General features: G+C 66.6%; 20 protein-coding genes and 2 tRNA genes. 5 read left to right on the top strand and 17 right to left on the bottom strand.

The genetic code is table 11. The features are described from left to right. Window positions 1-118: 118 nt before the first annotated feature. Entirely contained in the window at window positions 119-331 is a 213-nt protein-coding gene (locus G6034_RS06380) for a hypothetical protein (protein WP_176634265.1), read from the top strand. On the opposite strand, the gene G6034_RS06375 is transcribed toward G6034_RS06380, so the two are convergent. The 6 genes from G6034_RS06375 to nrdH form a co-directional block, all read right to left on the bottom strand. Continuing rightward, window positions 321-863: an NUDIX domain-containing protein gene (locus tag G6034_RS06375; protein ID WP_218063648.1), complete on the bottom strand. Its 543-nt coding sequence runs from the start codon at window positions 861-863 to the stop codon at window positions 321-323. The two genes, G6034_RS06380 and G6034_RS06375, sit on opposite strands and share 11 nt — an antisense overlap. 3 nt (window positions 864-866) lie before the next feature. Further along, the gene (nrdF, locus tag G6034_RS06370) at window positions 867-1,844 is read right to left on the bottom strand and encodes a class 1b ribonucleoside-diphosphate reductase subunit beta (RefSeq protein WP_176634264.1); all 978 of its coding nucleotides are present in this window, start codon (window positions 1,842-1,844) and stop codon (window positions 867-869) included. A 5-nt stretch (window positions 1,845-1,849) separates the two neighbouring features. Next, entirely contained in the window at window positions 1,850-2,635 is a 786-nt protein-coding gene (locus G6034_RS06365) for an NUMOD3 domain-containing DNA-binding protein (RefSeq protein ID WP_176634263.1), read from the bottom strand. A 17-nt stretch (window positions 2,636-2,652) separates the two neighbouring features. After that, the gene (gene nrdE / locus G6034_RS06360) at window positions 2,653-4,773 is read right to left on the bottom strand and encodes a class 1b ribonucleoside-diphosphate reductase subunit alpha (protein ID WP_176634345.1); all 2,121 of its coding nucleotides are present in this window, start codon (window positions 4,771-4,773) and stop codon (window positions 2,653-2,655) included. 14 nt (window positions 4,774-4,787) lie between these two features. Then, a complete protein-coding gene (nrdI, locus tag G6034_RS06355) occupies window positions 4,788-5,264 on the bottom strand; it encodes a class Ib ribonucleoside-diphosphate reductase assembly flavoprotein NrdI (protein ID WP_176634262.1) in 477 nt (158 codons plus the stop codon). A gap of 125 nt (window positions 5,265-5,389) precedes the next feature. Continuing rightward, a complete protein-coding gene (gene nrdH / locus G6034_RS06350; RefSeq protein ID WP_176634261.1) occupies window positions 5,390-5,644 on the bottom strand; it encodes a glutaredoxin-like protein NrdH in 255 nt (84 codons plus the stop codon). Between the two features lie 488 nt (window positions 5,645-6,132). Here nrdH and G6034_RS06345 point away from each other — a divergent pair, with 488 nt between their 5' ends. Then, complete coding sequence (locus G6034_RS06345; protein ID WP_176634260.1) at window positions 6,133-7,065, top strand: LysR substrate-binding domain-containing protein; 933 nt, start codon at window positions 6,133-6,135, stop codon at window positions 7,063-7,065. 14 nt (window positions 7,066-7,079) lie between these two features. After that, entirely contained in the window at window positions 7,080-7,217 is a 138-nt protein-coding gene (locus G6034_RS06340; RefSeq protein ID WP_176634259.1) for a hypothetical protein, read from the top strand. Here the strand turns inward: G6034_RS06340 and G6034_RS06335 are convergent. The 4 genes from G6034_RS06335 to G6034_RS06320 form a co-directional block, all read right to left on the bottom strand. After that, complete coding sequence (locus G6034_RS06335; RefSeq protein ID WP_176634258.1) at window positions 7,214-8,773, bottom strand: aldehyde dehydrogenase family protein; 1,560 nt, start codon at window positions 8,771-8,773, stop codon at window positions 7,214-7,216. The genes G6034_RS06340 and G6034_RS06335 overlap by 4 nt on opposite strands. A gap of 9 nt (window positions 8,774-8,782) precedes the next feature. Then, entirely contained in the window at window positions 8,783-10,363 is a 1,581-nt protein-coding gene (locus G6034_RS06330) for an HNH endonuclease (RefSeq protein WP_246295361.1), read from the bottom strand. Between the two features lie 291 nt (window positions 10,364-10,654). Beyond that, the gene (metE, locus tag G6034_RS06325; RefSeq protein WP_176634256.1) at window positions 10,655-12,970 is read right to left on the bottom strand and encodes a 5-methyltetrahydropteroyltriglutamate--homocysteine S-methyltransferase; all 2,316 of its coding nucleotides are present in this window, start codon (window positions 12,968-12,970) and stop codon (window positions 10,655-10,657) included. Window positions 12,971-13,025: 55 nt separating this feature from the next. After that, window positions 13,026-13,988: a methylenetetrahydrofolate reductase gene (locus tag G6034_RS06320; RefSeq protein WP_176634255.1), complete on the bottom strand. Its 963-nt coding sequence runs from the start codon at window positions 13,986-13,988 to the stop codon at window positions 13,026-13,028. 643 nt (window positions 13,989-14,631) lie between these two features. On the opposite strand from G6034_RS06320, the gene G6034_RS06315 reads away from it, so the two are divergent. Further along, window positions 14,632-14,829, top strand: a complete 198-nt coding sequence (locus tag G6034_RS06315) for a hypothetical protein (protein WP_176634254.1) — start codon at window positions 14,632-14,634, stop codon at window positions 14,827-14,829. 5 nt (window positions 14,830-14,834) lie between these two features. On the opposite strand, the gene G6034_RS06310 is transcribed toward G6034_RS06315, so the two are convergent. Beyond that, window positions 14,835-16,100, bottom strand: a complete 1,266-nt coding sequence (locus G6034_RS06310) for an ROK family transcriptional regulator (protein ID WP_246295353.1) — start codon at window positions 16,098-16,100, stop codon at window positions 14,835-14,837. Window positions 16,101-16,115: 15 nt separating this feature from the next. Beyond that, a complete protein-coding gene (locus G6034_RS06305) occupies window positions 16,116-17,408 on the bottom strand; it encodes a class I SAM-dependent methyltransferase (RefSeq protein ID WP_343037957.1) in 1,293 nt (430 codons plus the stop codon). A 176-nt stretch (window positions 17,409-17,584) separates the two neighbouring features. Between G6034_RS06305 and G6034_RS06300 the strand changes: the two genes are divergently transcribed. Then, window positions 17,585-18,556: an MIP/aquaporin family protein gene (locus G6034_RS06300; RefSeq protein WP_176634253.1), complete on the top strand. Its 972-nt coding sequence runs from the start codon at window positions 17,585-17,587 to the stop codon at window positions 18,554-18,556. A 29-nt stretch (window positions 18,557-18,585) separates the two neighbouring features. Here G6034_RS06300 and G6034_RS19755 read toward each other — a convergent pair whose 3' ends face one another. From G6034_RS19755 to rsfS, 5 genes are all read right to left on the bottom strand, one after another. Continuing rightward, a complete protein-coding gene (locus tag G6034_RS19755; RefSeq protein ID WP_343037956.1) occupies window positions 18,586-18,978 on the bottom strand; it encodes a YchJ family protein in 393 nt (130 codons plus the stop codon). A 279-nt stretch (window positions 18,979-19,257) separates the two neighbouring features. Next, window positions 19,258-19,333, bottom strand: a tRNA-Ala gene (locus G6034_RS06290). A 50-nt stretch (window positions 19,334-19,383) separates the two neighbouring features. Further along, window positions 19,384-19,459, bottom strand: a tRNA-Ala gene (locus G6034_RS06285). Window positions 19,460-19,589: 130 nt separating this feature from the next. Beyond that, window positions 19,590-20,336 carry a histidine phosphatase family protein gene (locus G6034_RS06280; protein ID WP_343037955.1) on the bottom strand — a complete coding sequence of 249 codons (747 nt, stop codon included), beginning with the start codon at window positions 20,334-20,336 and terminating at the stop codon, window positions 19,590-19,592. A gap of 32 nt (window positions 20,337-20,368) precedes the next feature. Continuing rightward, window positions 20,369-20,779 (bottom strand): ribosome silencing factor, encoded by a 411-nt coding sequence (gene rsfS / locus G6034_RS06275; RefSeq protein WP_176634252.1) that lies wholly within the window; start codon window positions 20,777-20,779, stop codon window positions 20,369-20,371. Window positions 20,780-20,798 lie beyond the last annotated feature (19 nt).

Below are 20,798 nucleotides of genomic sequence, written 5' to 3'. Positions count from 1 at the left end.
GGCGGAATCCGTCAGCCTGAGTCCAGGTGAAAGCCTTCCCGCGAGGTGGAGATGCACAACGCGCAGCCGCCCACCCGCACAGGCGGGCCTGCGCGCCCGGCAGCAGGTGACCGGCGTCGTGGTCAATGTCCGCCCCACCGCCCCGCGCCGGCAGTTTGACGCACTGAAAGCCACCCTGCACAACTGCGTGATCCACGGGCCGGAGTCGCAGAACCGCACCGACCGGCAGGACTTCCGGGCCCACCTGCTGGGACGCATTGCCTGGATGGAATCGCTCAACTGGGCCCGCGGGCTCCGCCTGCGCCGCGACTTCGAACGGATCAGCTGGTGAGTCCCGGCAACCTCCCGCGCAGCGCAGGCCATGCGTTCCCGAAGCCCGGGTGCAGCGGGAGCCGGGCTACGCCGTCGAGCGGCACCCATTCCAGGGCAAGGCTTTCGGGGTCGCTGACGACCGGTTCAAAGGGGACCACGGCGTCGACGGCCACCGTGGTGTAGCGCCAATAGCCGACGTCGTACACGACGGTGAAGAGCAGCTCGACGCTTTCCCTCGGCACGCCGGCCTCCTCCCACGCTTCGCGCAGGGCGCCGTCCACGGCACCTTCGCCTTCATGGAGTGCGCCTCCGGGCAGGCCCCAGGTGCCGCCGTGGTGCGACCAGAGCGCCCGGTGCTGCAGCAGGATCCCGCGGCCTTCGTCGAACACGAGGAGTCCGGCGGAACCGAACCGGCCCCAGAACTTGCCGGCCTCCCCTTCCACCCAGGCGTCGCCGGGGTCGCGGGGGCCGGCGAGGTGGCCCGGGCGCACGGCAGCCGCGGCGTCCCGGGTGAACCGGGCTGCCGCGGCTGACTTGTCAGGCGTGGACAAGGGCTAGAAGTCCCAGTCGTCGTCTTCGGTGTTGACGGCCTTGCCGATGACGTACGAGGACCCGGAACCGGAGAAGAAGTCGTGGTTCTCGTCGGCGTTTGGGGACAGGGCGGAGAGGATGGCAGGGTTCACGTCGGTCACGGCGGCCGGGAACATGGCCTCGTAGCCGAGGTTCATCAGGGCCTTGTTGGCGTTGTAGTGCAGGAACTTCTTGACGTCCTCGGCCAGGCCGACGGAGTCATAGAGGTCGTGCGTGTACTGGACCTCGTTCTCGTACAGCTCGAACAGCAACTCAAAGGTGTAGTCCTTGAGCTCCTGGCGCCGCGCCTCGGACAGCCCTTCGAGCCCCTTCTGGTACTTGTAGCCGATGTAGTAGCCGTGGACGGCCTCGTCGCGGATGATGAGGCGGATCAGGTCTGCCGTGTTTGTCAGCTTGGCCCGCGAGGACCAGTACATGGGCAGGTAGAAGCCCGAGTAGAACAGGAATGACTCCAGCAGCGTGGAGGCGATCTTGCGCTTGAGCGGGTCGTCGCCGTAGTAGTAGCCCTCGATGATCTGGGCCTTCTTCTGCAGGTTCACGTTTTCCACCGACCAGCGGAAGGCCTCGTCGATTTCCTTCGTGGAGCACAGGGTGGAGAAGATCGACGAGTAGCTCTTGGCGTGCACCGACTCCATGAACGCAATGTTCGTGTAGACGGCCTCCTCGTGCGGCGTGATCGCGTCCGGGATCAGCGAGACGGCGCCCACCGTGCCCTGCAGGGTGTCCAGCAGGGTCAGGCCCGTGAAGACGCGCATGGTCAGCAGCTGCTCCTCCGCGGACAGCGTGGCCCACGACTGGATGTCGTTGGACAGCGGCACCTTTTCCGGCAGCCAGAAGTTGTTCACGAGGCGGTTCCAGACTTCCACGTCCTTCTCGTCCTCGATGCGGTTCCAGTTGATGGCCGTCACGTGGCTCGCCAACTTCAGCTTCTCCGGTGTCATCGAATTTATTCGCTTTCTTCTCTAAGGTTCCGCGCCGCTGCATCTTCAATGCAGTACTTGCAGTCAATCTTAATGACGTTCTTGTTCGTGTGGTGCCTGGTGTGGGCGTTCCGCTGGCTAGCTGGCCGCGGTATCCCTTTCATGGCAGCGGATCGTTTTGCCCTGGTTTCCGCACTTGCAGTCTTTCCGAAGTTTGGATTGAGCGGCCCCGACCTCGCTTCCGACAACAGCTTTCGAGATTCGTCCGACATCTTATGGCCAAAGCCTGGGTGCTCCTCCCCAAACTTGCCAAAGTTAGGATTCTCTGGACCCACATAGGTCCCCTTGCGTTCCCGGGACCACTTTTCCTTCTGCTCCTCGCTATGGTGCTTGCCGAAGAAGGGTGCCCCTGGCCCACACTCCCTGACTATCTTGCGCCCAGTGGACCGGATCCGCGCCGCTTCACGCATCGCATCCGTCCACACGACACCGGTCGGGCCCAGCCCGCCCTCGGAGAGGTTCAGGAGCCTGTCCCCTTCCCGCCGCAGATAACTGATCCAGTCGATCTCAGCTTGCCCGAGCTCCTGCAGCCCCTCGACGCAGTCCAGCTCGTCCACGGTGACGTCCGACGGATCAAATTTACGGAGCCAGTCGTAGAACGGCGTCTTGCGTCCCGCTGCCGCTACGCGAAGATGCTGATGGAACCGTCGGCTGGCCGTCTTGGTCGTGATACCGACATATCGGTACTCAAAATCCGCCCGAAGGCGAATGCCATAGACCAAGCCGCCCGTTGCCGCCGTCGTTTCAGTCATTTCAACGCATTACTCCGTCATAGCGCACAGGAAACACAATTTTCCACCTCGGTCCCTTCCAGCGCGAGCTGGCGGAGACGGATGTAGTAGATGGTCTTGATGCCCTTCTTCCAGGCATAGATCTGGGCCTTGTTGATGTCGCGCGTGGTGGCGGTGTCCTTGAAGAACAGCGTCAGCGACAGGCCCTGGTCCACGTGCTGCGTGGCGGCCGCGTAGGTGTCGATGATCTTTTCAAAGCCGATCTCGTACGCGTCCTGGTAGTACTCCAGGTTGTCGTTGGTCAGGTACGGGGCCGGGTAGTACACGCGGCCCAGCTTGCCTTCCTTGCGGATCTCGATCTTCGACGCCACCGGGTGGATGGAGGACGTGGAGTTGTTGATGTAGCTGATGGAGCCCGTGGGCGGGACGGCCTGCAGGTTCTGGTTGTAGATGCCGTGCTCCATGACCGAGGCCTTCAGCTCGCGCCAGTCATCCTGCGTGGGGATGTGGATGCCCTCAAACAGCTCGGCGACCCTGGCGGTCTGGGGAACCCATTCCTGATCCGTGTACTTGTCGAAGAACTCGCCGCTGGCGTACTTGGACTTCTCAAAGCCGGCGAACGTGGAACCGGTCTCCATGGCGATCAGGTTCGACGCCCGGATACAGTGGTACACCACCGTGTAGAAGTAGATGTTCGTGAAGTCCAGGCCCTTATCGGAACCGTAGTGGACCCGCTCGCGGGCCAGGTAGCCGTGCAGGTTCATCTGGCCCAGGCCAATGGCGTGCGACTGGTCGTTGCCTTTGGCGATGGACGGCACGCTGGTGATGTTGGACATGTCCGACACCGCGGTCAGCGTGCGGATGGAGGTCTCGATGGTGCTGCCGAAGTCCGGGGAATCCATGGCCTTGGCAATGTTCAGCGAGCCAAGGTTGCAGGAGATGTCCTTGCCGGTGTCCGCGTAGGAAAGATCGTCGTTGTAGCTGGTTGGCGCGGACACCTGCAGAATTTCCGAGCACAGGTTGCTCATGATGATCTTGCCGTCGATCGGGTTGGCCCGGTTTACGGTGTCCTCAAACATGATGTACGGGTAGCCGGACTCGAACTGGATCTCGGCCAGGGTCTGGAAGAACTCGCGTGCCTTGATCTTGGTCTTCTTGATGCGGGCGTCGTCCACCATCTCGTAATACTTCTCGGTGACCGAGATGTCGGAGAACGGCACGCCGTAGACCCTTTCGACGTCGTACGGGGAGAAGAGGTACATGTCCTCGTCGCGCTTGGCCAGCTCAAAGGTGATGTCCGGAACGACGACACCCAGCGACAGGGTCTTGATGCGTACCTTTTCATCGGCGTTCTCGCGCTTGGTGTCCAGGAAGCGGTTGATGTCGGGGTGGTGGGCGTGCAGGTAGACGGCGCCGGCGCCCTGGCGGGCCCCGAGCTGGTTGGCGTAGGAGAAGCTGTCCTCCAGGAGCTTCATGACGGGGATGACGCCGGAGGACTGGTTCTCGATCTGCTTGATGGGCGCACCCACCTCGCGGATGTTGGTCAGCGCGAACGCCACGCCGCCGCCGCGCTTGGACAGCTGCAGGGCGGAGTTGATGGAGCGGCCAATGGACTCCATGTTGTCCTCGATGCGGAGCAGGAAGCAGGAGACCAGCTCGCCGCGCTGCTTCTTGCCGGCATTCAGGAACGTTGGCGTGGCCGGCTGGAAGCGTCCCTCGATGATCTCGTCCACCATCTTGGTGGCCAGCGCCTCGTCGCCGCGGGCCAGGTGCAGGGCAACCATGCACACACGGTCCTCGTAGCGCTCCAGGAAGCGGTTGCCGTCAAAGGTCTTCAGCGTGTACGACGTGTAGAACTTGAATGCGCCGAGGAACGTCTCGAAGCGGAACTTCTTCTTGTACGCGTGGTTGTAGAGTTCGCGAATGAAGTTCATCGTGTACTGGTCAAGTGTTTCGCGCTCGTAGTAGTCGTTCTTGACCAGGTAGTCGAGCTTTTCCTCCAGGTCATGGAAGAACACCGTGTTGTTGTTGACGTGCTGCAGGAAGTACTGGCGGGCAGCGGCGCGGTCGGCGTCGAACTGGATCTTGCCCTCGGAGTTGTACAGGTTGAGCATGGCGTTCAGCTCATGGTAGCCAAGGCCTTCCCAGGCTGCCGGCATGTCCTTGGACGCCTTCACTGGGGCGTCTGCTGCTGAGACAATCGTGTCCAAAATTCTTCCAATCCTTCGTGAACGCGGTCCACGTCCTCCGACGTGCCCATCAATTCAAAACGGTAGAGATGCGGTACCTTGCATTTGACCGAGATGATGTCCCCGGCCAGACAATACGATTCACCAAAGTTTGTGTTCCCGGCGCCAATGACGCCGCGGATCAGCTCCCGGTTCCCGGGAATGTTGAGGAACTTGATGACCTGCTTTGGAACTGCCCCGTGCCCCGAATCCCCGCCATAGGTAGGAAGCACCAGAACATACGGCTCGAGCGCTTCCAGCGTGTCGTCCCGCGTGTAAATGGGCAGGCGGGCCGCATCCATGGTGAGCTTCTCCACAAATCTGTGCGTGTTTGTGGAAATCGAGGAGAAGTAAATCAGGCTGCTGCTTGTGCGCCTACCGGTCCCCCGGCCTACAGCTGGTGATGCTGCAACGGCTGACATGGTCATCGCTTCCTGCGGTACTTGCTTGCTGTTGTGGGGCCGACCATTTGACGGTCAGCCCCACCCTTTGTGCTCGTGCGGCACGTGAAATTTTGTGGTCCCGCAGGCTGGCCGCCCGCGGGAGGCTACGCTACGTTCGACGCTTCGTTTCCGCCCTGCTGGCTGAGGGCCGCGATCTTGTCCGGACGGAAGCCGGACCAGTGGTCGGCGTCCGTTATCACGACAGGGGCCTGCTGGTAGCCGAGGCCGAGCAGCCGTTCCAGCGCTGCGGGATCTTCAGTGATGTCAACGCTCTGGTACGTGATGCCCTTTTTGTCCAGGGCACGGTACGTTGCATTGCACTGAACGCAGGCGGGCTTGGTGTAAACCGTAACGGTCATGATTGAGATCCCCTTCTCATAAAAACGGTGTGGAATTGGCACTTGCGTCCCGCGGACGGCGCGCTCGCTGTCGGTGGGGCCTGACAGCTGTTGCCTGGGGCCTCGCCAGCGTTTCGGATGACGTTCCGAACTGCTTGAATTGCTGTACTCGATACTACATGTAGTGCACGCTCCCGGAAACGACCCCAAGATGATGTATTACAAGTATGTCATTTTATGCACCGGTAGTCCACAGCCCCGGCGGCTTAAAAGCGCAGGAATCCAACGTTTATTCCGCCTCTGTCCACAGGCTGTGGGGTAGTTCCACACTTAATTCAAGGCGGCGTGTCGTGCAGTCCCGGCGTGTCGCAACCGCCGTGTCGAGGGCGGCCGGCAAGGTGCGTTTCGGTCCCCTGCCCGCCAGCGCCCGCGCACCTATGCTTGCAGGACAGGCCAAAGCGGTGAAAGAGGCGCCTTGGGCACATGAGCGGCGAGAAAAGGAGCACGGAGTGATCAACCCGATCCACCTGAAAACCCTGTTGGAGGTGGTGCGCCGCGGTTCTTTTGCCGCGGCCGCCGCCGCACTGGGGTACACGGCGTCGGCCGTATCACAGCAAATGTCCGCCCTGGAGCGCGACTCCGGCGTGACGCTCTTCCAGCGCACGGCCCGCAGCATCACGCCCACCGAAGCCGCGTTGGTGATGAGCCGTCACGCCTCCAAGGTACTCACGGACATCGATGCCCTGCTTGCCGCGAGCTCCCGGACGGAGCAAGGCACTGGACAGGAGGTGCGGCTGGGCATCTTCCCGTCGCTGGCAACCTATGTGCTCCCCCGCCTGCTGCGCAGCCCCGACTGGCCAGGTCTCGGCATCAACCTCCACGTCTCGGTCGGCGAGCCGCAGCAGACCATTTCCGGGCTGCGCATCGGCGGGGACCTGGACGTGGCACTCGTCTACCAGGTGGGCCAGGCAGGACTGGCGTGGCCGCACACGCTCAACCGCCAGTGGGTGGGCGACGACAATTTCCGGGTCGTGCTGCCCAAGGCCTGGGGTATCCGGCCCGGCGCCAAAGTCGCGGCCGCCCAGTTGTCGGACATGCCCTGGATCATGCACCACCCCGGCACCAGCGATGCCACGGTGATCGAGCGGCTGTTCGCCAGCTGCAACCTGCACCCGCGCGTTGCAGCCTACAGCGACGACTTCAACGCCAGCCTGCAGTTGGCCTCGGTGGGCCTTGGCGCGGCGCTGGTCCCGGAACTCGCACTGGCCCGCCGCCCGAACGACGTGGTGGTCCTTGACGTGCCGGAAATCAGGCTGGCCCGGAACATTTTCGCCCTGCTGATCAACGACAGGGGAACGGCCAGGACGGAAGTGTTCATGGACAGGCTGGCCGGCATCCTGGGCGAACTGACACGCACCAGCTCCCTGGACCCGCCGGCATGAGTGTCCGCCTCCGCATGACGTCTTTGGTCCAGGATGCAGGGCACCCCCGCCGGTTCGTGGGCACCGTTGAATCAGCCGGTGCCGGGACCACGATCGTCGACGACATCACCTTTGCCGCCCGTTGTGGGCCGCTTGGCCGCGGCGGGTGCTAGTTCTTTCCGAATCTCCTCCCGGCCGGCGCCACGAAGCGCTTGATGACCTGCCGCTTCAGGGCACCGAACGGCGGATAGATCAGGCCTAGGGTGTCCGGGGCCAGGGGCTTGTCAAGCACGGCCTTCCTGTGGGAGAACGTCTCCACGGAATGCTGCCCGTGGTAGGCGCCCATGCCGCTCCCGCCGACCCCGCCGAAGGGCAGTCCCGGAACCGACAGGTGGGCCGCCGGCACCCCGAAGTTCAGTGCGCCCGACGACGTCTGTTCCGTAAATGCCTTCCGCACACCACGGTCCTCGCTGAACACGTACAGCGACAACGGCTTGTCCCGCGCATTGACGAACCTGACGGCGTCTGCCGCCGACTCGACGGTTACGAGCGGCAGTACGGGCCCAAAGATCTCTTCCTCCATCAGCACCGCCCCTGCCTCCACATGGAGGACCGTGGGCTCGATGTAGCGCGTGGCAGGATCGCTGCGGCCGCCTGTGACCATCCTGGTGCCGTCCTGCCGCAGGTCATGGTCCAGCATGGCGGCAACTCGGCCAAACGCGGCGTCGCTGACCATGTGCCCGTAGGCACCACTTCTGGAGGGTGCCCCGCCATACATGGCGCGGATGGCCTGCGGCAGTTCCGCCGCCAGGTTGAACAGTGCGCTTGCCGTCCCCAGGACATAGTCCGGCGCCACGCAGGTCTGCCCCGCATTCATGAACTTCCCCCAGGCAATGCGCGCCGCTGCGGCCTTCATGTCAACCGTGTCGTCGATGTACACCGGCGACTTGCCGCCCAGCTCCAGCGTGACCGGCGTGAGCTGCCTGGCTGCTGCGGCCATGACAATCGAGCCCACACGCCCGTTGCCGGTGTAAAAGATGTGATCGAACCGTTCCTCCAACAGGGCACTGGTTTCCGGGACCCCGCCCTCCACCACCGTGACGGCTCCGCCCAGGTAGACGGGAATCCACCGGGCCAGCGCCGCGGCGCAGGCCGGTGCCATTTCGCTTGGTTTGGCCACCACCGTGTTGCCGGCTGCGAGTGCCCCAATGACAGGGGCCAGGACCAGCTGGATCGGGTAGTTCCAGGGGGCAATGACGAGCACGACGCCCAGTGGCTCCAGGATGGTGTGCGCCTTGGCCGGCTGGAGTGCCAGCGGGACGTCAGCCCTGCGCGGGGCGAGCCATTGGTCCAGGTGCTTGATGGTGTGGGTGATCTCGGAGGCCAGGAAGCCGAGCTCCGTCAGCCAGGATTCGGAAGGGTGCTTGCCGAGGTCCGCTGCGAGTGCGGCCGTGAAGTCGCCGCGGTGCTCCAGAAGCATCCGGTTCATGGCCTTGAGCCTGTCCCTCCGCCACGCCACCGGCCGGGTCACGCCGGAGTCGAAGACGGCCCGGGCGGCCGCCACCAAGGACCCGACGGACCCCGGTGGCCGGGCCGCCGGCGTGTCCACGCCAGCCGGGTCGACGACCGTCCGGCCGGCAGTCGCGGATTCAACAGTTTCCGGTCCAACACCGGCTCCATCGGCTGCGGTTTCGTCAACGTCGTCGGCCCGCGACTCCTCTGTGCTCATGGTCTCAATCTACCCGGGTCTTGGCCCCTCAGCCTGGGGATCAGTCAGACCGGGGGGAGTGCGCCGCGGACTGCCCCGCGGCCGAGTCCTGCCCGGCAGGACCGGCCGGGTCGAGCTGTAGCTGTGCCCCGTGGGGGTCCTGACCAGGGTTATGGGGCGGCCGTCCGGGCCGGCGGCAGCCACGCTTTCCCACCCTGGCGCTTCCTTGGCCAGGTTGCAGCCCTGGCAAAGCCCTTGCCCGTTGGAGACTGCGGTGGGTCCTCCCGCCGTGAACGACTTGATGTGGTCGTAGTCCCTGATGGGTGCCCCGCACCATGGGTTGGCGCAGATCTGGTCCTGGTCGAAGAGGAAGCGCTTCATGGTGTCGGGAAAGAGCCTGCTTCTGGAATCCATGGACATGAGGGCGTTGGCTTCGGGGTGCGTATAGAGGCGCCTCAGCCACACCTGGGCCTGCCCCGCACTGTTCAAGACCAGCTCCCGCCCGGCCGGGCCGGGAATGGGGCTGTAGCCGGTGAGGACGGCGGGATCGGCGGCTCCGTCAAACAGCGCCCTGTCCGTCATGATCAGGTCGAGGTGGATGTCTGCGGATCCGGCCGTGAGGCAGTCACTGTTCGCGACGGCGGCAGCCTGCCCTGCGGGATCACGCTGGTCCGCCGGACCTGCCTGAGCTTCGCCGTCACACGGGAGGTGCCGGCACAGCCGGTGCGTCAGCACGTCCGCCATCAACTGCCCCTTGGTGCGTTTGTCCCCGGCATTCCGGGCGGACTCGGCCACAGCCGTCAGTGTCTTGAGCACGGCCACGCCGTGCTTGAGCGGCAGCAGCGCCTTCAGTTCAGCCATGCCGTCCGCCACGGGCTTCAGATTCACATGGCGCTCGGATTCCGCCTTGCGCAGGCGCTTGGTGAAGGCTTCCCGGTCAAACGCGTAGGCCATCTGCTTGACCGCTGCGTCGAGTTCCTTGTCCCCCAGGACTTCCAGCGTGTCGGGGTCCCCGGCAATCGCCTGGTCCACGTCCCCGCGCTGTTCCCGCGTGAGATAGTCAGTGCCCGATACAATGATCGCTGCCCGGCGCTCCGAGAGAATGCCGTTCGAACACGCCTCAAGGGTCCGCGGCATTTCACGGACGATCCGGGCGGCCGAGGCCATGTGCCGGCTGGCCATCCACTGCGATTCCCGGCGCGCGAACGCCACTGCCAGAACCGTCCCCCTCCCCAGCGCGCTCGCGCCGACGCCTGCCTGGACCTGGCGTGTCCGCTCGATGACCTCGAACAGCACCTCGGCCTTGGCCTGGGCGGCGCAGGCGGCGTTCTTGACGTTCTCCAGCTCGCGAATCGCGTCAATGAGCACCGGTCCCGCAGCCTCGACGAACCCACGGACCCGTCCGTCAACAGGGACGGGCTCCCCCGTGCGTGCCCCGGAGGCCAATTCAACTGTGTCGGCGAATTGCCTGTCAGCCAGTTCCAGCAGCCGCACATCCAGTCCGTCCGCCACGCCGGCAACGAAGAAGCGTGCCTGCTCAACCACGCCAGCGGCGGAGCCTTCCACGGAGGCGCCAGCAGCGTCGGCGCCTTCCTGCAACCACTCGGGCATCTCCACCTGCCGCACCTCCTCCCCGCACCTTGCCGGAACCGGGACGCCCCTGCGGCAGTCCCGCGCCTTTCTTCCATCCTTGCGTTCCCGGAACGGCGCCAAAAGCCCCATTGCCCACAATGTGCACTTCCAGCACCGCGGCACGGCCTGTGGAGGGGAGACTGCCAGGTACAGCTGGGTCGGCTTAAAGTGCGACGGCGGTCCCCGCCTCCCGCGGGAGGGGCGGGGACCGCCGTCGCACTTCAGGCAAAGGACCCAAGGCCCCAGGGCCCAAGGCCAAAGGCCCGGACGCTACACCAGCTGGGCGCGCACTTCCTTGGTGGCGGCCACCAGGTTGCGCAGGGACTCCTCGGTCTCGGCGTATCCGCGGGTCTTCAGGCCGCAGTCCGGGTTGACCCAGAGCTGGCGGGCGGGAACGTGCTTGACGGCCTTGCCGAGCAGTTCGGAGACCTCGGCCTGGCCGGGGACGCGGGGGCTGTGGATGTCGTACACGCCCGGGCCCACCCCGCGGCCGAAGCCGTGGCTTTCGAGGTCGTTGACAACCTCCATGCGGGAGCGGGCGGCCTCGATGGAGGTGACGTCGGCGTCCAGGCCGTCAATGGCGTCGATGACCACGCCGAACTCGGAGTAGCACAGGTGCGTGTGGACCTGGGTGCCGTCGGCGGCGCCGGCCGTGGCGAGGCGGAAGGAGTTCACGGACCAGTCCAGGTAGGCGGGCTGGGCGGCGCGGCGCAGCGGCAGCAGCTCGCGCAGGGCGGGCTCGTCCACCTGGATGACCTTGATCCCGGCGGCCTCCAGGTCCGCGATCTCGTCCCGCAGGGCCAGCGCCACCTGGTTGGCGGTCTCGCCCAGCGGCTGGTCGTCGCGGACAAAGCTCCACGCCAGGATCGTCACCGGCCCCGTCAGCATGCCCTTCATGGGCTTCTGCGTCAGCGACTGCGCAAAGGCCGCCCACTCCACGGTGATGGCCTGCTCGCGGGTGACGTCGCCCCAGAGTATGGACGGGCGCGTGCACCGGCTGCCGTATGACTGCACCCAGCCGTGCACCGTGACGTCAAAGCCTTCGAGGTTTTCGGCAAAGTACTGGACCATGTCGTTGCGCTCGGGCTCGCCATGCACCAGCACGTCAAAGCCGAGCTCTTCCTGCAGGTCCACCACGCGCTTGATCTCATCCTTCATCAACTGCGTGTAGGCCTCGCCGGTGATGGCGCCCTTGTTGGCGCGGGCGCGCGCGCCGCGGATCTCGCTGGTCTGGGGGAAGGAGCCAATCGTGGTGGTGGGCAGGGGCGGCAGGTGCAGGGACTGCTCCTGCGCGGCCTCGCGCACCGCGTAGTCGGAGCGGTTGAAGTCCGCGGTGGTCAGGGCCGCGAGGCGGGCACGCACCTCGGGGCGTTTGACACCGGCTGCCGCCGCGCGGGAGGCGATGACTGCGGAGGCCTCGGCAATGGCGCCGGCGGCCGACGCCGGGTCCCCCACGTAGGCGGCCAGTGTCACCACTTCGCCGACCTTTTGGTCGGCGAACGCCAGCCAGCTGCGCAGTTCCGCCGAAAGCTGCGTTTCCTCGTCCACGTCGTGCGGGACGTGTTGGGTCGAGGTGGAGGTGGAGACGGCCACGTCCAGGCCGGCGGCCTTCAGCGCGTCCAGGCGGGCGGCGGACTCGGCGAGGTCGTTGCGCCAGATGTTGTGCCCGTCAACCACGCCCGCCACCACGGTCTTGCCGGCCAGCAGGGCCAGTTCCTCGGCGGACGGGACGGCACCCTTGAAGGCGTCGATGTGGAGGGCCTCGACACCGGTGGCGGCAAGCGTGGGCAGCAGCTCCGCCAGGGCGCCGTAGGGCGTGGAGACCAGGACCGCCGGGCGCTGCGCGGCGGAGGTGAGCACCTCGTAGCTGCGGGCCACGGCGGCCTCGATTTCCGCGACGGGAACGTCCTGGTCCGCGACGAGGGCGGGCTCGTCCAGCTGCACCCAGGTGGCGCCTGCGGCGGCCAGGCGCGAGAGCAGCTCCGCATAGACGGGCAGCACGTCCTCGAGGCGCGACAGCGGGGAGAAACCGGCCGGCGCGTCGTCGGAGGCCTTGCTCAGCAGGAGGTAGGTGACAGGGCCCACCAGGTACGGGCGGGTGGTGAACCCGTTGGCCTTGGCCAGTTCAAACTGCTCCACGATGCGGTTGGAGGTGACGGCGAAGTTGGTCTCCGGGCCGATCTCCGGCACCAGGTAGTGGTAGTTGGTGTCGAACCATTTGGTCATTTCCAGCGGCTGCTGTTCGACGGTGCCGCGGGCCAGCGTGAAGTAGGCGTTGATGTCCAGTTCGCCGGCGGAATTGCGCAGCTCGCCGAACCGGGCCGGGGCCGCGCCGATGTGGGTGGTGGCGTCCAGGACCTGGTCGTAGAAGGAGAACGTCCCGGGGATGGCCGCGGCCTCGGTCAGGCCCAGGTCAAAGAGCCGGCGGGCTGTGGCGAGCTGGATTTCCTGGGCGGCGGTGTCCAGGGCGGCCTCGTCGATCGTGCCGGCCCAGAATGCTTCAACGGCCTTCTTAAGTTCGCGGCGGCGGCCGATGCGCGGGTAGCCGAGGAGGGAGGCGGCGGGGAATGCGGGGGTGTTGCTCATGGAAATTTCCTTACGGTTGGGCGGTGGGTCAACGTCAAAGCAGGCCGGGGGGTTCCTAGGCCTGCACAAGTTCGGGGATGGCGGTGCGCCGGAGCGGCGCGGGACGTGCCGGGCGCGGCAGCTGGAGCTTGTCCAGCACGTCCAGGGCGGCGCCGTGTTCGTTGAAGGTGTACAGGTGGATGCCGGGGGCGCCGGCGTCAAGGGCCGCACGGGCCAGGTCCACGGTGGCGGACACGCCGATCCGCCGCCCGTCTGCGGGGTCGGCGGCCCGGCGCAGCGCGTCCAGCAGCGCAGGGGCGGGTTCGACGCCGGTCAGCTCGCCCAGGCGCCTGACACGGCGCAGGCTGGTCAGCGGCATGACACCCGGGATGACCGGGATGGTGACGCCGGCACGGCGGGCCCGGACCACCAGCTCCCGGTACTGGTCCGCATGGAAGAACACCTGGGTGATGGCGAAGTCGGCGCCCGAGCGCTGCTTGGCGAGGAGCACCTCCACATCGTGCTCAATGGAGGGCGACTCGGGGTGTTTGGCCGGGTAGGCCGCGACGCCGATGGCCACCCTGCCGGCGCACAGCAGCGCGGACCGTTGCTGCTCCACGCTCCGGATCAGCTCGATCAGGTCCTGGGCGTACCTCAGCGATCCCGGCCTGGGGCCGTCGGCGGGGTCCTGGGGCAGGTCGCCGCGCAGGGCCAGGATGCCGCGCACGCCGTGGTCCAGGAGTTCGGAGATGATCCCGGCCAGCTCGTCGGCCGTGTGGCCCACGCAGGTCAGGTGGGCCAGCGGCCGCAGGGTGCTTTCGGTCAGGAGCCGGTTGAGCAGTTCGACGGCGGTGTCCCGGTTGCTGCCGTTGGCCCCGTAGGTGACGGAGACATAGTCGGGGTTGGTGGCCTCGAGCTCGCGGATGGTGCCCCACAGCGACGCCGAAGCCGTAGCGTTGAGGGGCGGAAAAAGTTCGTAGGAAAGCGCGATCGGTGCGCTGGCGCCAGGGGGCGCGCCATGGGGACTGGGTGGGGACATTTGCTGTTCCTTGGCGAGGGGTCGGCCAACCCCGCGCGGCGTCTAGAAAGCCGGGGGGCAGGACGGGCTGTCGTTTAAGTGGCGGCGGACGCGCGGCACCAGCACCGCCGAAGGCGGCCGGCGCGGCGTTCCGACAAGCAAATGTCAGGCCCACATGGGGGCACCCACACCCTTGACGAAGTCGAAGGGTCGCTGACACACGTTGGGAAACTAACGCAACACCCACACTACGCAGGGCGGCGGCGCGCAACAAGTCCGGAACCGAATTTTGACATGTTTTTACGGATTGTGACCGTCGATTTGAACTATGTTGCAGGCCTTTGGCGCCGATTCCCCGAATTAAGGGCCGTCACTGAGTTAAGCACCGTCACTGGGCGACCGCCCTCGACGGACGGGTCCGGACTGAAGCGGACTGGCGGCGGCCGACGTGGCCCTTGACCGGTGGCGCGCCTGAGCGGGCGGCGGACCTCCAGTCAAAGTCCCCGGCCTCATCGCCCGGGACACGGGCGCCCACACCCTGGTGCCGATGCCCCGTTCCAGGCCGCGGATCCGTGCCACCTGCCAGAATGGGCCACCTGCCAGAATGGGGCGAAGTTCCCGTGCGCCCCTGTGCACCCCGGCGGGCCCGGACTACTGTGGGGGCATGAAACAATTACCCGAGTCATACCTTGCCTACATCGAGGACAAGGATGAGGACTTCACGGCCACCGTGCTTCCCATCCTGCGCCAGTCGGCGGCGGACCAGCTCCACGGCGTCAAGGTGGTCATGCTGCCACACGGCATCCAGGCCCACCTGGATGAAACCATCCCCTACGGCGAGGTCCGGGAGGATGCGGACTAGCCGCTTCAGTCCTTGGCGTCCAGCAGCAGCCGGGCGGCGTTGGGGCTGAAGGTCTTTTCCATGACGAGGCAGGCCGCCCCGACGGCTTCCTCGCCCGGGAACAGCCGCGTGCCGGCGATGTCCAGGGCGTGGACGGTGTTGGTCACACTGAGCTGCCGGACGATCTCGGGTACCTGCGCCAGGTAGGTGGCGGAGAGCGGCGGCCAGAACGGGCCGCCAAAGACCACCCTGTCAACATCCAGCAGGCTCGCCAGCGCCGAGACGACGCCGGCCATGCGGCGGGCGGAGCGTGCCAGTACGCCGGCGGCCGCCGCGTCGCCGTTCTCCGCAGCCGCCGCCAGCGCCTCCAGGTCCCGGTGCAGGCTGGCCGGGTTGCCCGGGTCCGGAGCGGGCAGCACGCCCAGTTCCCGGGCCTCCGCCACAAGCGTTTCGGGCATGCAGGTGACTTTGACGCAGCCCCTGCGCCCGCAGTCGCACTCGGGGCCGTCGGGGTCGGCGATGAGATGGCCGATCTCGCCCACGTTGCCGGAGGCGCCGCGCACCACTTCGTCGCCGATGACCAGCCCGGCACCAATGCCCGTGCCAATGTAAAGGTAGACCATGCTGGGCGGGCTGGCGGTGGAGGCGGTCCACAGCTCGGCCACGGCAGCGGCCGTGACGTCCTTGTCCATGACCACCGGCAGCCCGGTGGCCTCCTCGAGGATGCTGCGCAGCGGCACCCTCAGCCAGCCGGGCATGTGGGGCGGGTCCACCACGGTGCCGCTGGCGGCGTCGATGGGCCCCGGCGTTGCCACTCCCACCCCGGCCAGCCGGAGCCGGTCCACCCCTGAACGATCGATGATGTCCCGGATGTCCCGGCCCATGACGGCCACGGCGTCCCCGGCTGCGCTGGCCAGGTCGGTGGGCCGTTCCAGCGATTCAAGCACCGTGCCCACGGCGTCCACCAGGGCAAAGCTGGTCACCGCGGGGTCAATGTGGACCCCGACGGCGAAGATTCCCTTGGGGTTCAGCCGCAGGATGGTGCGGGGCTTGCCGGGGCCGGACGTTTCCTTCCCGGCCTCCATGATCAGCCCCGCGTCCAGCAGCCGGCGGCAAATGTTGGATACCGTCTGGGCGGCCAGCCCCGCCGACCCTGCCAGTTCCACCCGGCTCAGGCCTTCCCCGGAGCGGCGGATGGAATCCAGGATGACGGCCTGGTTGAAGTCGCCCATTTTGGGCAGATTCGTGCCGCGGCGCCGCTGCGGCACCCCTGCCTGGGGAACAACCAACATCTACTCCTTGATAAATCAAACGTGCTGGCGGCCGGTCCCCAATACCTCCGCTGAAACACTACCCCTTCCAGCCACGGCAGGCGCGCACGCCACGGCCGGCACGCCCCTGCCCTTCAGGCCCCTGGACGAGCGCGCCACCGTAAACTTGCTGTTGCGCCCCATGATCTCCGTGGCGCCCACGCGTTTCTCCAGCTGCGGGCGGTAGTCAAGGTGCCTGTTGTAGACGGTCCACAGTTCGCCGCCCGGTGCCAGGACCCGCGCAGCCGCGTCAAAGAGCTTGAGGGCAATGCCGGCATGCACGGCCGCCCCCACGTGGAACGGTGGATTGAGGACCACCAGGTCGGCGGATCCGGCCGGGAAGCCGGCCAGGGCGTCGTCGCGCACCGCCGTGATCCGCTCCCCCAGCCCGTTCACTTCCGCCGTTGCGGCGGCCGACGCCACGGCCGCCGCCGACTGGTCCGTGGCCCACACCTTCAGCCCCGGGCGCGCCGAGACCAAGGCCGCGGCAATGCTGCCGTTGCCGCAGCCAAGGTCAATGGCGGTGGCCGCAGGGCGCATCCGGGGCATGAAGTCCAGCAGGAAGCGGGTGCCCAGGTCGAGCTTGGTGCCGCCAAACGTTGCCCCGTGCGCGCACAGCCACAGGCCCAGGGCGTCGTTGAACTCCCGGCGCGGGAAGTCCGACGCCGGCATCCCCTGCCGCGGTCCGCCCACCGTGAGCAGGCGTGACTTGCGCCAGGCCCGGCCCGGCACCACCTCCTCGAAGTGCCGGGCGAGGACGTCGTTCATGGCCAGTGCCATGTGCTTCACCCGTCCCCCGGCGACGACCTGGACGCCGGGCGCGGCGTGGGCCCGGAGCAGCGCCGCTGTTTCCTCGAGCTCGTCCAGGCTCCGGGGCAGCTGCCACAGAACCAGGGTGGCACCGTCGACGAGGGCGGGCGACAGGTCCATGGCGGCGTAGCGCCCGGCCAGGCCCAGCCGCTCGGCGTTGGCGGCGAGGGCCAGTTCGCCGGAGAGGGCATCCTGGTGGACGCGGATGCCGCTGAGGCCGTGGGCGGCTGCGGCACCCAGCGTCAGGGCCCCGTAGCGGTCGCCCACCACGGCCAGGGACCCGCTTCGGGTGGTCCCGGCGTTTCCGGTCCCGGCTGCCAGTGCGGCCAGCGCCGTGGCCGCGCCGGCCAGGATGAGCTCGTCCGTGGCGTCATGCGCGAACAGGTTGGGCGCCTCGATGTCGGGAAAGCGCCGCAGCTCGGGGAAGCTGAAAGTGTTGCTCTCCGACCCGGCCGGGCCGGGGTGCTGCATGCCGTTCATGGTGCCCCTTCAAAGTGTCCCCGGCGGCGGGGCATGCACCCAGTTTAGCCGCGTGTTTGGGCCCCGGCATCGTGTGACAAAGTCGACATGTGCAACGCATCACATCCGTCCTAGAATCAAGACAGTCACTCAAGTCAACAGCGATGTCGCCGTCAAAGACGACTTAAGGGGTCACCATGAGCGAGATTACTCCGTTGCGGAACACCGTACGCAATGGCAGCGGCCTGAAGCGGGTAGGCGGTTTGTGGGGTGAGTGCCTTGCCGAGTTCCTTGGTACCTTTGTCCTCATTCTCTTTGGTGACGGGGTGGTGGCCATGGCGGTGGCTGCGCTGCCGGGCAGCGGACGCACGTCCGGTCCCAATGTCATCTTTCAGGGTGCCGGCGACTGGCTGCTCATCACCTGGGGCTGGGCGTTGGCCGTTGCAATGGGCGTCTACGTGGCGGGTGGCGTGAGCGGGGCCCACATCAACCCTGCCGTGACGCTGGCTTTCGCGGTCCGGAGAAAGTTCGCCTGGAACAAGGTCATTCCGTACATTGTGTCGCAGGTCGTCGGAGCGTTTGCTGCGGCCGCACTGCTGTACCTGCTCTACTACAACGCCATTGACGCCTTCAACAAGGCCCTCGGGGACCAGCCCAGGGATTCCGGAAAGGGCTTCATCACCTTCTCCATTTTTGCCACGTTCCCGGCACCGTATTTCAACGGCAACCTGACCATCCCCTTCGTGGACCAGGTGGTGGGCACGGCCTTGCTGGTCATCCTGATTGTGGCCATCATTGACATCCGCAACCTGGCCGTAAAGGCCAACCTGGGGCCCCTCATGATCGGTTTGGCCGTCGCCGCAATTGGCATGTCCATTGGCGCGAACGCCGGTTACGCGATCAACCCGGCCCGTGACTTTGGGCCACGCCTGTTTGCGTGGATGGCCGGTTGGGGCGACGTCGCCTTGCCGGGCACGGTGAGCGGGATGCCGGGTGCGTTTAGCTGGTACTTCTGGGTGCCGATCGTCGGTCCCCTGGTGGGGGGCGTGATCGGCATCTACCTCTACGACTGGTTCATCGGGGACATCCTGCACGCGCGCCGCGCCTTGGCCGAAAGGGCCGAACCGGGACGGACCATCGAGGGCGGCAGCACCTCCGACGAGGAGTAGCACGCCGCGGCCGAGCTGGTGTCCGTCGCTTACAGGGAATCCATGCCCAGGGCGTCCACGTAGAGCCACTGCCGTCCCTGCCGCACAAAGCGGCTGGTCTCGGTGAGGCGGCCGCCGGTGCCCTGCTGCCTGTAGCGGGCCTCGAAGGAGACGGTGCCGTCGTTGTCCCAGGGACCGCCGCGCACCGTTTCGAGGATGTCCAGGCGGTACCAATGCTGGTCCGGGTCCAGGGCCAGGCCGGCCGGGCGGGTGGCGGGGTGCCAGGTGCGCAGCAGGTAGGGCGCGTTTCCGGTGGCAAAGGCGGTGTAGCGCGAACGCATCAGGGCCTCGGCGGTGGGTGGGAACGCCGTGTCCGCCGGCTCGTCCAGGAACCGCCCGCAGCACCCTTGCAGCGTGTCGCCGCTGTTGCACGGGCACCTCACCGCAGCACCCTCGTCCGGGCCCGGCCGCACGCGTTGTTGCGGCGCGGGGGTCCACCATGGCCATGGCGCGGGGTTGGGGAGGCGGGGGCTGGGTTGGAGGGAGGCACGGCACCATTGTCGCACTGATCCACGCGCCGCCGCCCCGGCGCTGCCCGGCAGGGTCTCTGGCGAAGGAGGCGGCAGGCGCGATGCCCGGCACAACAGGCGCGATGCCCGGCACAACGAAGAAGTCCGTACGCCGGCCGGCTTGAGCCGGTCCGGCGTACGGACTTCTTGTCTTGGTGGAGCTGAGGGGACTCGAACCCCTGACCCCCTGCATGCCATGCAGGTGCGCTACCAGCTGCGCCACAGCCCCAAAACGTGTTGGTATTCAATTGCAAACCACCGTGGAAACCACGCTGTGTTTGGTGGAGCTGAGGGGACTCGAACCCCTGACCCCCTGCATGCCATGCAGGTGCGCTACCAGCTGCGCCACAGCCCCAAACCTGTTCCTTTTGCCAGACCTGACGGTCGTGGCCGAAGCAACTTGTCCATCCTAGAACACGTTTCTTCAGGTTGCCAAATCGGGGTCTCCCGCCCCGGATTTGTGCCGAATTGGCGCCGTGGACGCGTTAATCCTCCACCGGTTCGGCCAGGTCATCGGGGGCCTCGAACGGTTGCGGAAGGGTGCCGACGTTGTGTTCGGTCAACCGCCAGTGCCACTCGCTCGCGCCGGCCAGTGACGGGTGGGACTGCTCCACCACCGACCAGTGGCAGTTGGACAGCCCGGACAGCGTGCGCCAGAGCCCCTCGGGCAGCCCCAGCAGCTTGGCCAGGGCCACCCGGGTGGCGCCGCCGTGTGTCGCAACCACCAGGGTTCCCCCTTCGGGCACGGCGGCGATCCCGTCGAGGATGGCGCCGACCATGCGTGCGGCCACTTCCCGCCGTGTTTCTCCCCCGCCGGCGCGGACGTTGGGCTCGTCAAGCTGCCACAGCTTGATTTCGGCGGGGTAGGTCCTTTCAATTTCGTCGAAGGAAAGGCCCTCCCAGCGTCCGCCAAACGTTTCGCGCAGGCGCGGATCCACCGTGATGCCCTCGCCCGTCAGCACCGCGAGGGCCTTCGCCGTGTCGAAGGCCCGGGAGAGGTCTGAGGAGAGAATTTTCAGGGCCCCGGGCACCGGCAGCGCGGCCAGCTTGCCGGCCAGCAGGGCGGCGGCCCGGTCCGCCTGGGCGGTCCCGACCTCATCCAGTGGTATGTCGCTCTGGCCCTGGAACCGGCGGGCCGCATTCCATGAGGTCCGCCCGTGCCGCCAAAAAATGACCCTTCGGCGCGGGCCGGAGGGCTGCAGCACGGACTGTGCAGCAGCAGGTTGCGGCACGGTCGGCACCCCTTCTTCGTGGCTGATGGGAACTACTCGGCGTCCACGCTTTGCTGCGCCACCGGCTTCACCGACGGGTCGGTGTCGGAAAGCTGCAGGTCCACGACCGGGCAGTCCGCGTAGAGGCGTTCAAGGGCGTAGAAAATCCTGTCCTCCTCGTGTTGGACGTGCACCACTATGTCGGCGTAGTCCAGCAGCACCCAGCGCCCTCCCGAGCGGCCCTCGCGGCGGACCGGCCGCAGGCCGAACTTGTGCAGTTCGTCCTCAACGCCGTCCACGATGGCGTTGACCTGGCGCTCGGTGGAGGCGGAGGCGATGAAGAAAATGTCCGTGATGGCCAGCCTGTCGCTCACATCGAGGGCAATGAGGTCCTGGGCGAGCTTGTCCGACGCCGCCCGTGCGGCTGCGCGGACCACCTCGATCGAGTGTTCGGTTGCGGTCACTAACGTATCCTTTGGTAAG

It is taken from the genome of Arthrobacter wenxiniae, from assembly GCF_013376105.1.
Classification (GTDB): Bacteria; Actinomycetota; Actinomycetes; order Actinomycetales; family Micrococcaceae; genus Specibacter; species Specibacter wenxiniae.
The sequence above is the reverse complement of the archived record's forward strand: the minus strand, read 5'-3'. Positions and strand labels throughout refer to the sequence as shown.

Excerpts from the sequence above, each read along its gene's own strand:
- nrdH (WP_176634261.1), bottom strand. The coding sequence starts at position 5,644 with ATGACCGTTACGGTTTACACCAAGCCCGCCTGCGTTCAGTGCAATGCA.
- G6034_RS06335 (WP_176634258.1), bottom strand. The coding sequence starts at position 8,773 with ATGAGCACAGAGGAGTCGCGGGCCGACGACGTTGACGAAACCGCAGCC.
- G6034_RS06365 (WP_176634263.1), bottom strand. The coding sequence starts at position 2,635 with ATGACTGAAACGACGGCGGCAACGGGCGGCTTGGTCTATGGCATTCGC.
- G6034_RS06330 (WP_246295361.1), bottom strand. The coding sequence starts at position 10,363 with ATGCCCGAGTGGTTGCAGGAAGGCGCCGACGCTGCTGGCGCCTCCGTG.
- G6034_RS06315 (WP_176634254.1), top strand. The coding sequence starts at position 14,632 with ATGAAACAATTACCCGAGTCATACCTTGCCTACATCGAGGACAAGGAT.
- G6034_RS06340 (WP_176634259.1), top strand. The coding sequence starts at position 7,080 with ATGACGTCTTTGGTCCAGGATGCAGGGCACCCCCGCCGGTTCGTGGGC.
- G6034_RS06320 (WP_176634255.1), bottom strand. The coding sequence starts at position 13,988 with ATGTCCCCACCCAGTCCCCATGGCGCGCCCCCTGGCGCCAGCGCACCG.
- nrdF (WP_176634264.1), bottom strand. The coding sequence starts at position 1,844 with ATGACACCGGAGAAGCTGAAGTTGGCGAGCCACGTGACGGCCATCAAC.
- metE (WP_176634256.1), bottom strand. The coding sequence starts at position 12,970 with ATGAGCAACACCCCCGCATTCCCCGCCGCCTCCCTCCTCGGCTACCCG.
- G6034_RS06310 (WP_246295353.1), bottom strand. The coding sequence starts at position 16,100 with ATGTTGGTTGTTCCCCAGGCAGGGGTGCCGCAGCGGCGCCGCGGCACG.
- nrdI (WP_176634262.1), bottom strand. The coding sequence starts at position 5,264 with ATGTCAGCCGTTGCAGCATCACCAGCTGTAGGCCGGGGGACCGGTAGG.
- G6034_RS06305 (WP_343037957.1), bottom strand. The coding sequence starts at position 17,408 with ATGAACGGCATGCAGCACCCCGGCCCGGCCGGGTCGGAGAGCAACACT.
- G6034_RS06300 (WP_176634253.1), top strand. The coding sequence starts at position 17,585 with ATGAGCGAGATTACTCCGTTGCGGAACACCGTACGCAATGGCAGCGGC.
- nrdE (WP_176634345.1), bottom strand. The coding sequence starts at position 4,773 with ATGCCGGCAGCCTGGGAAGGCCTTGGCTACCATGAGCTGAACGCCATG.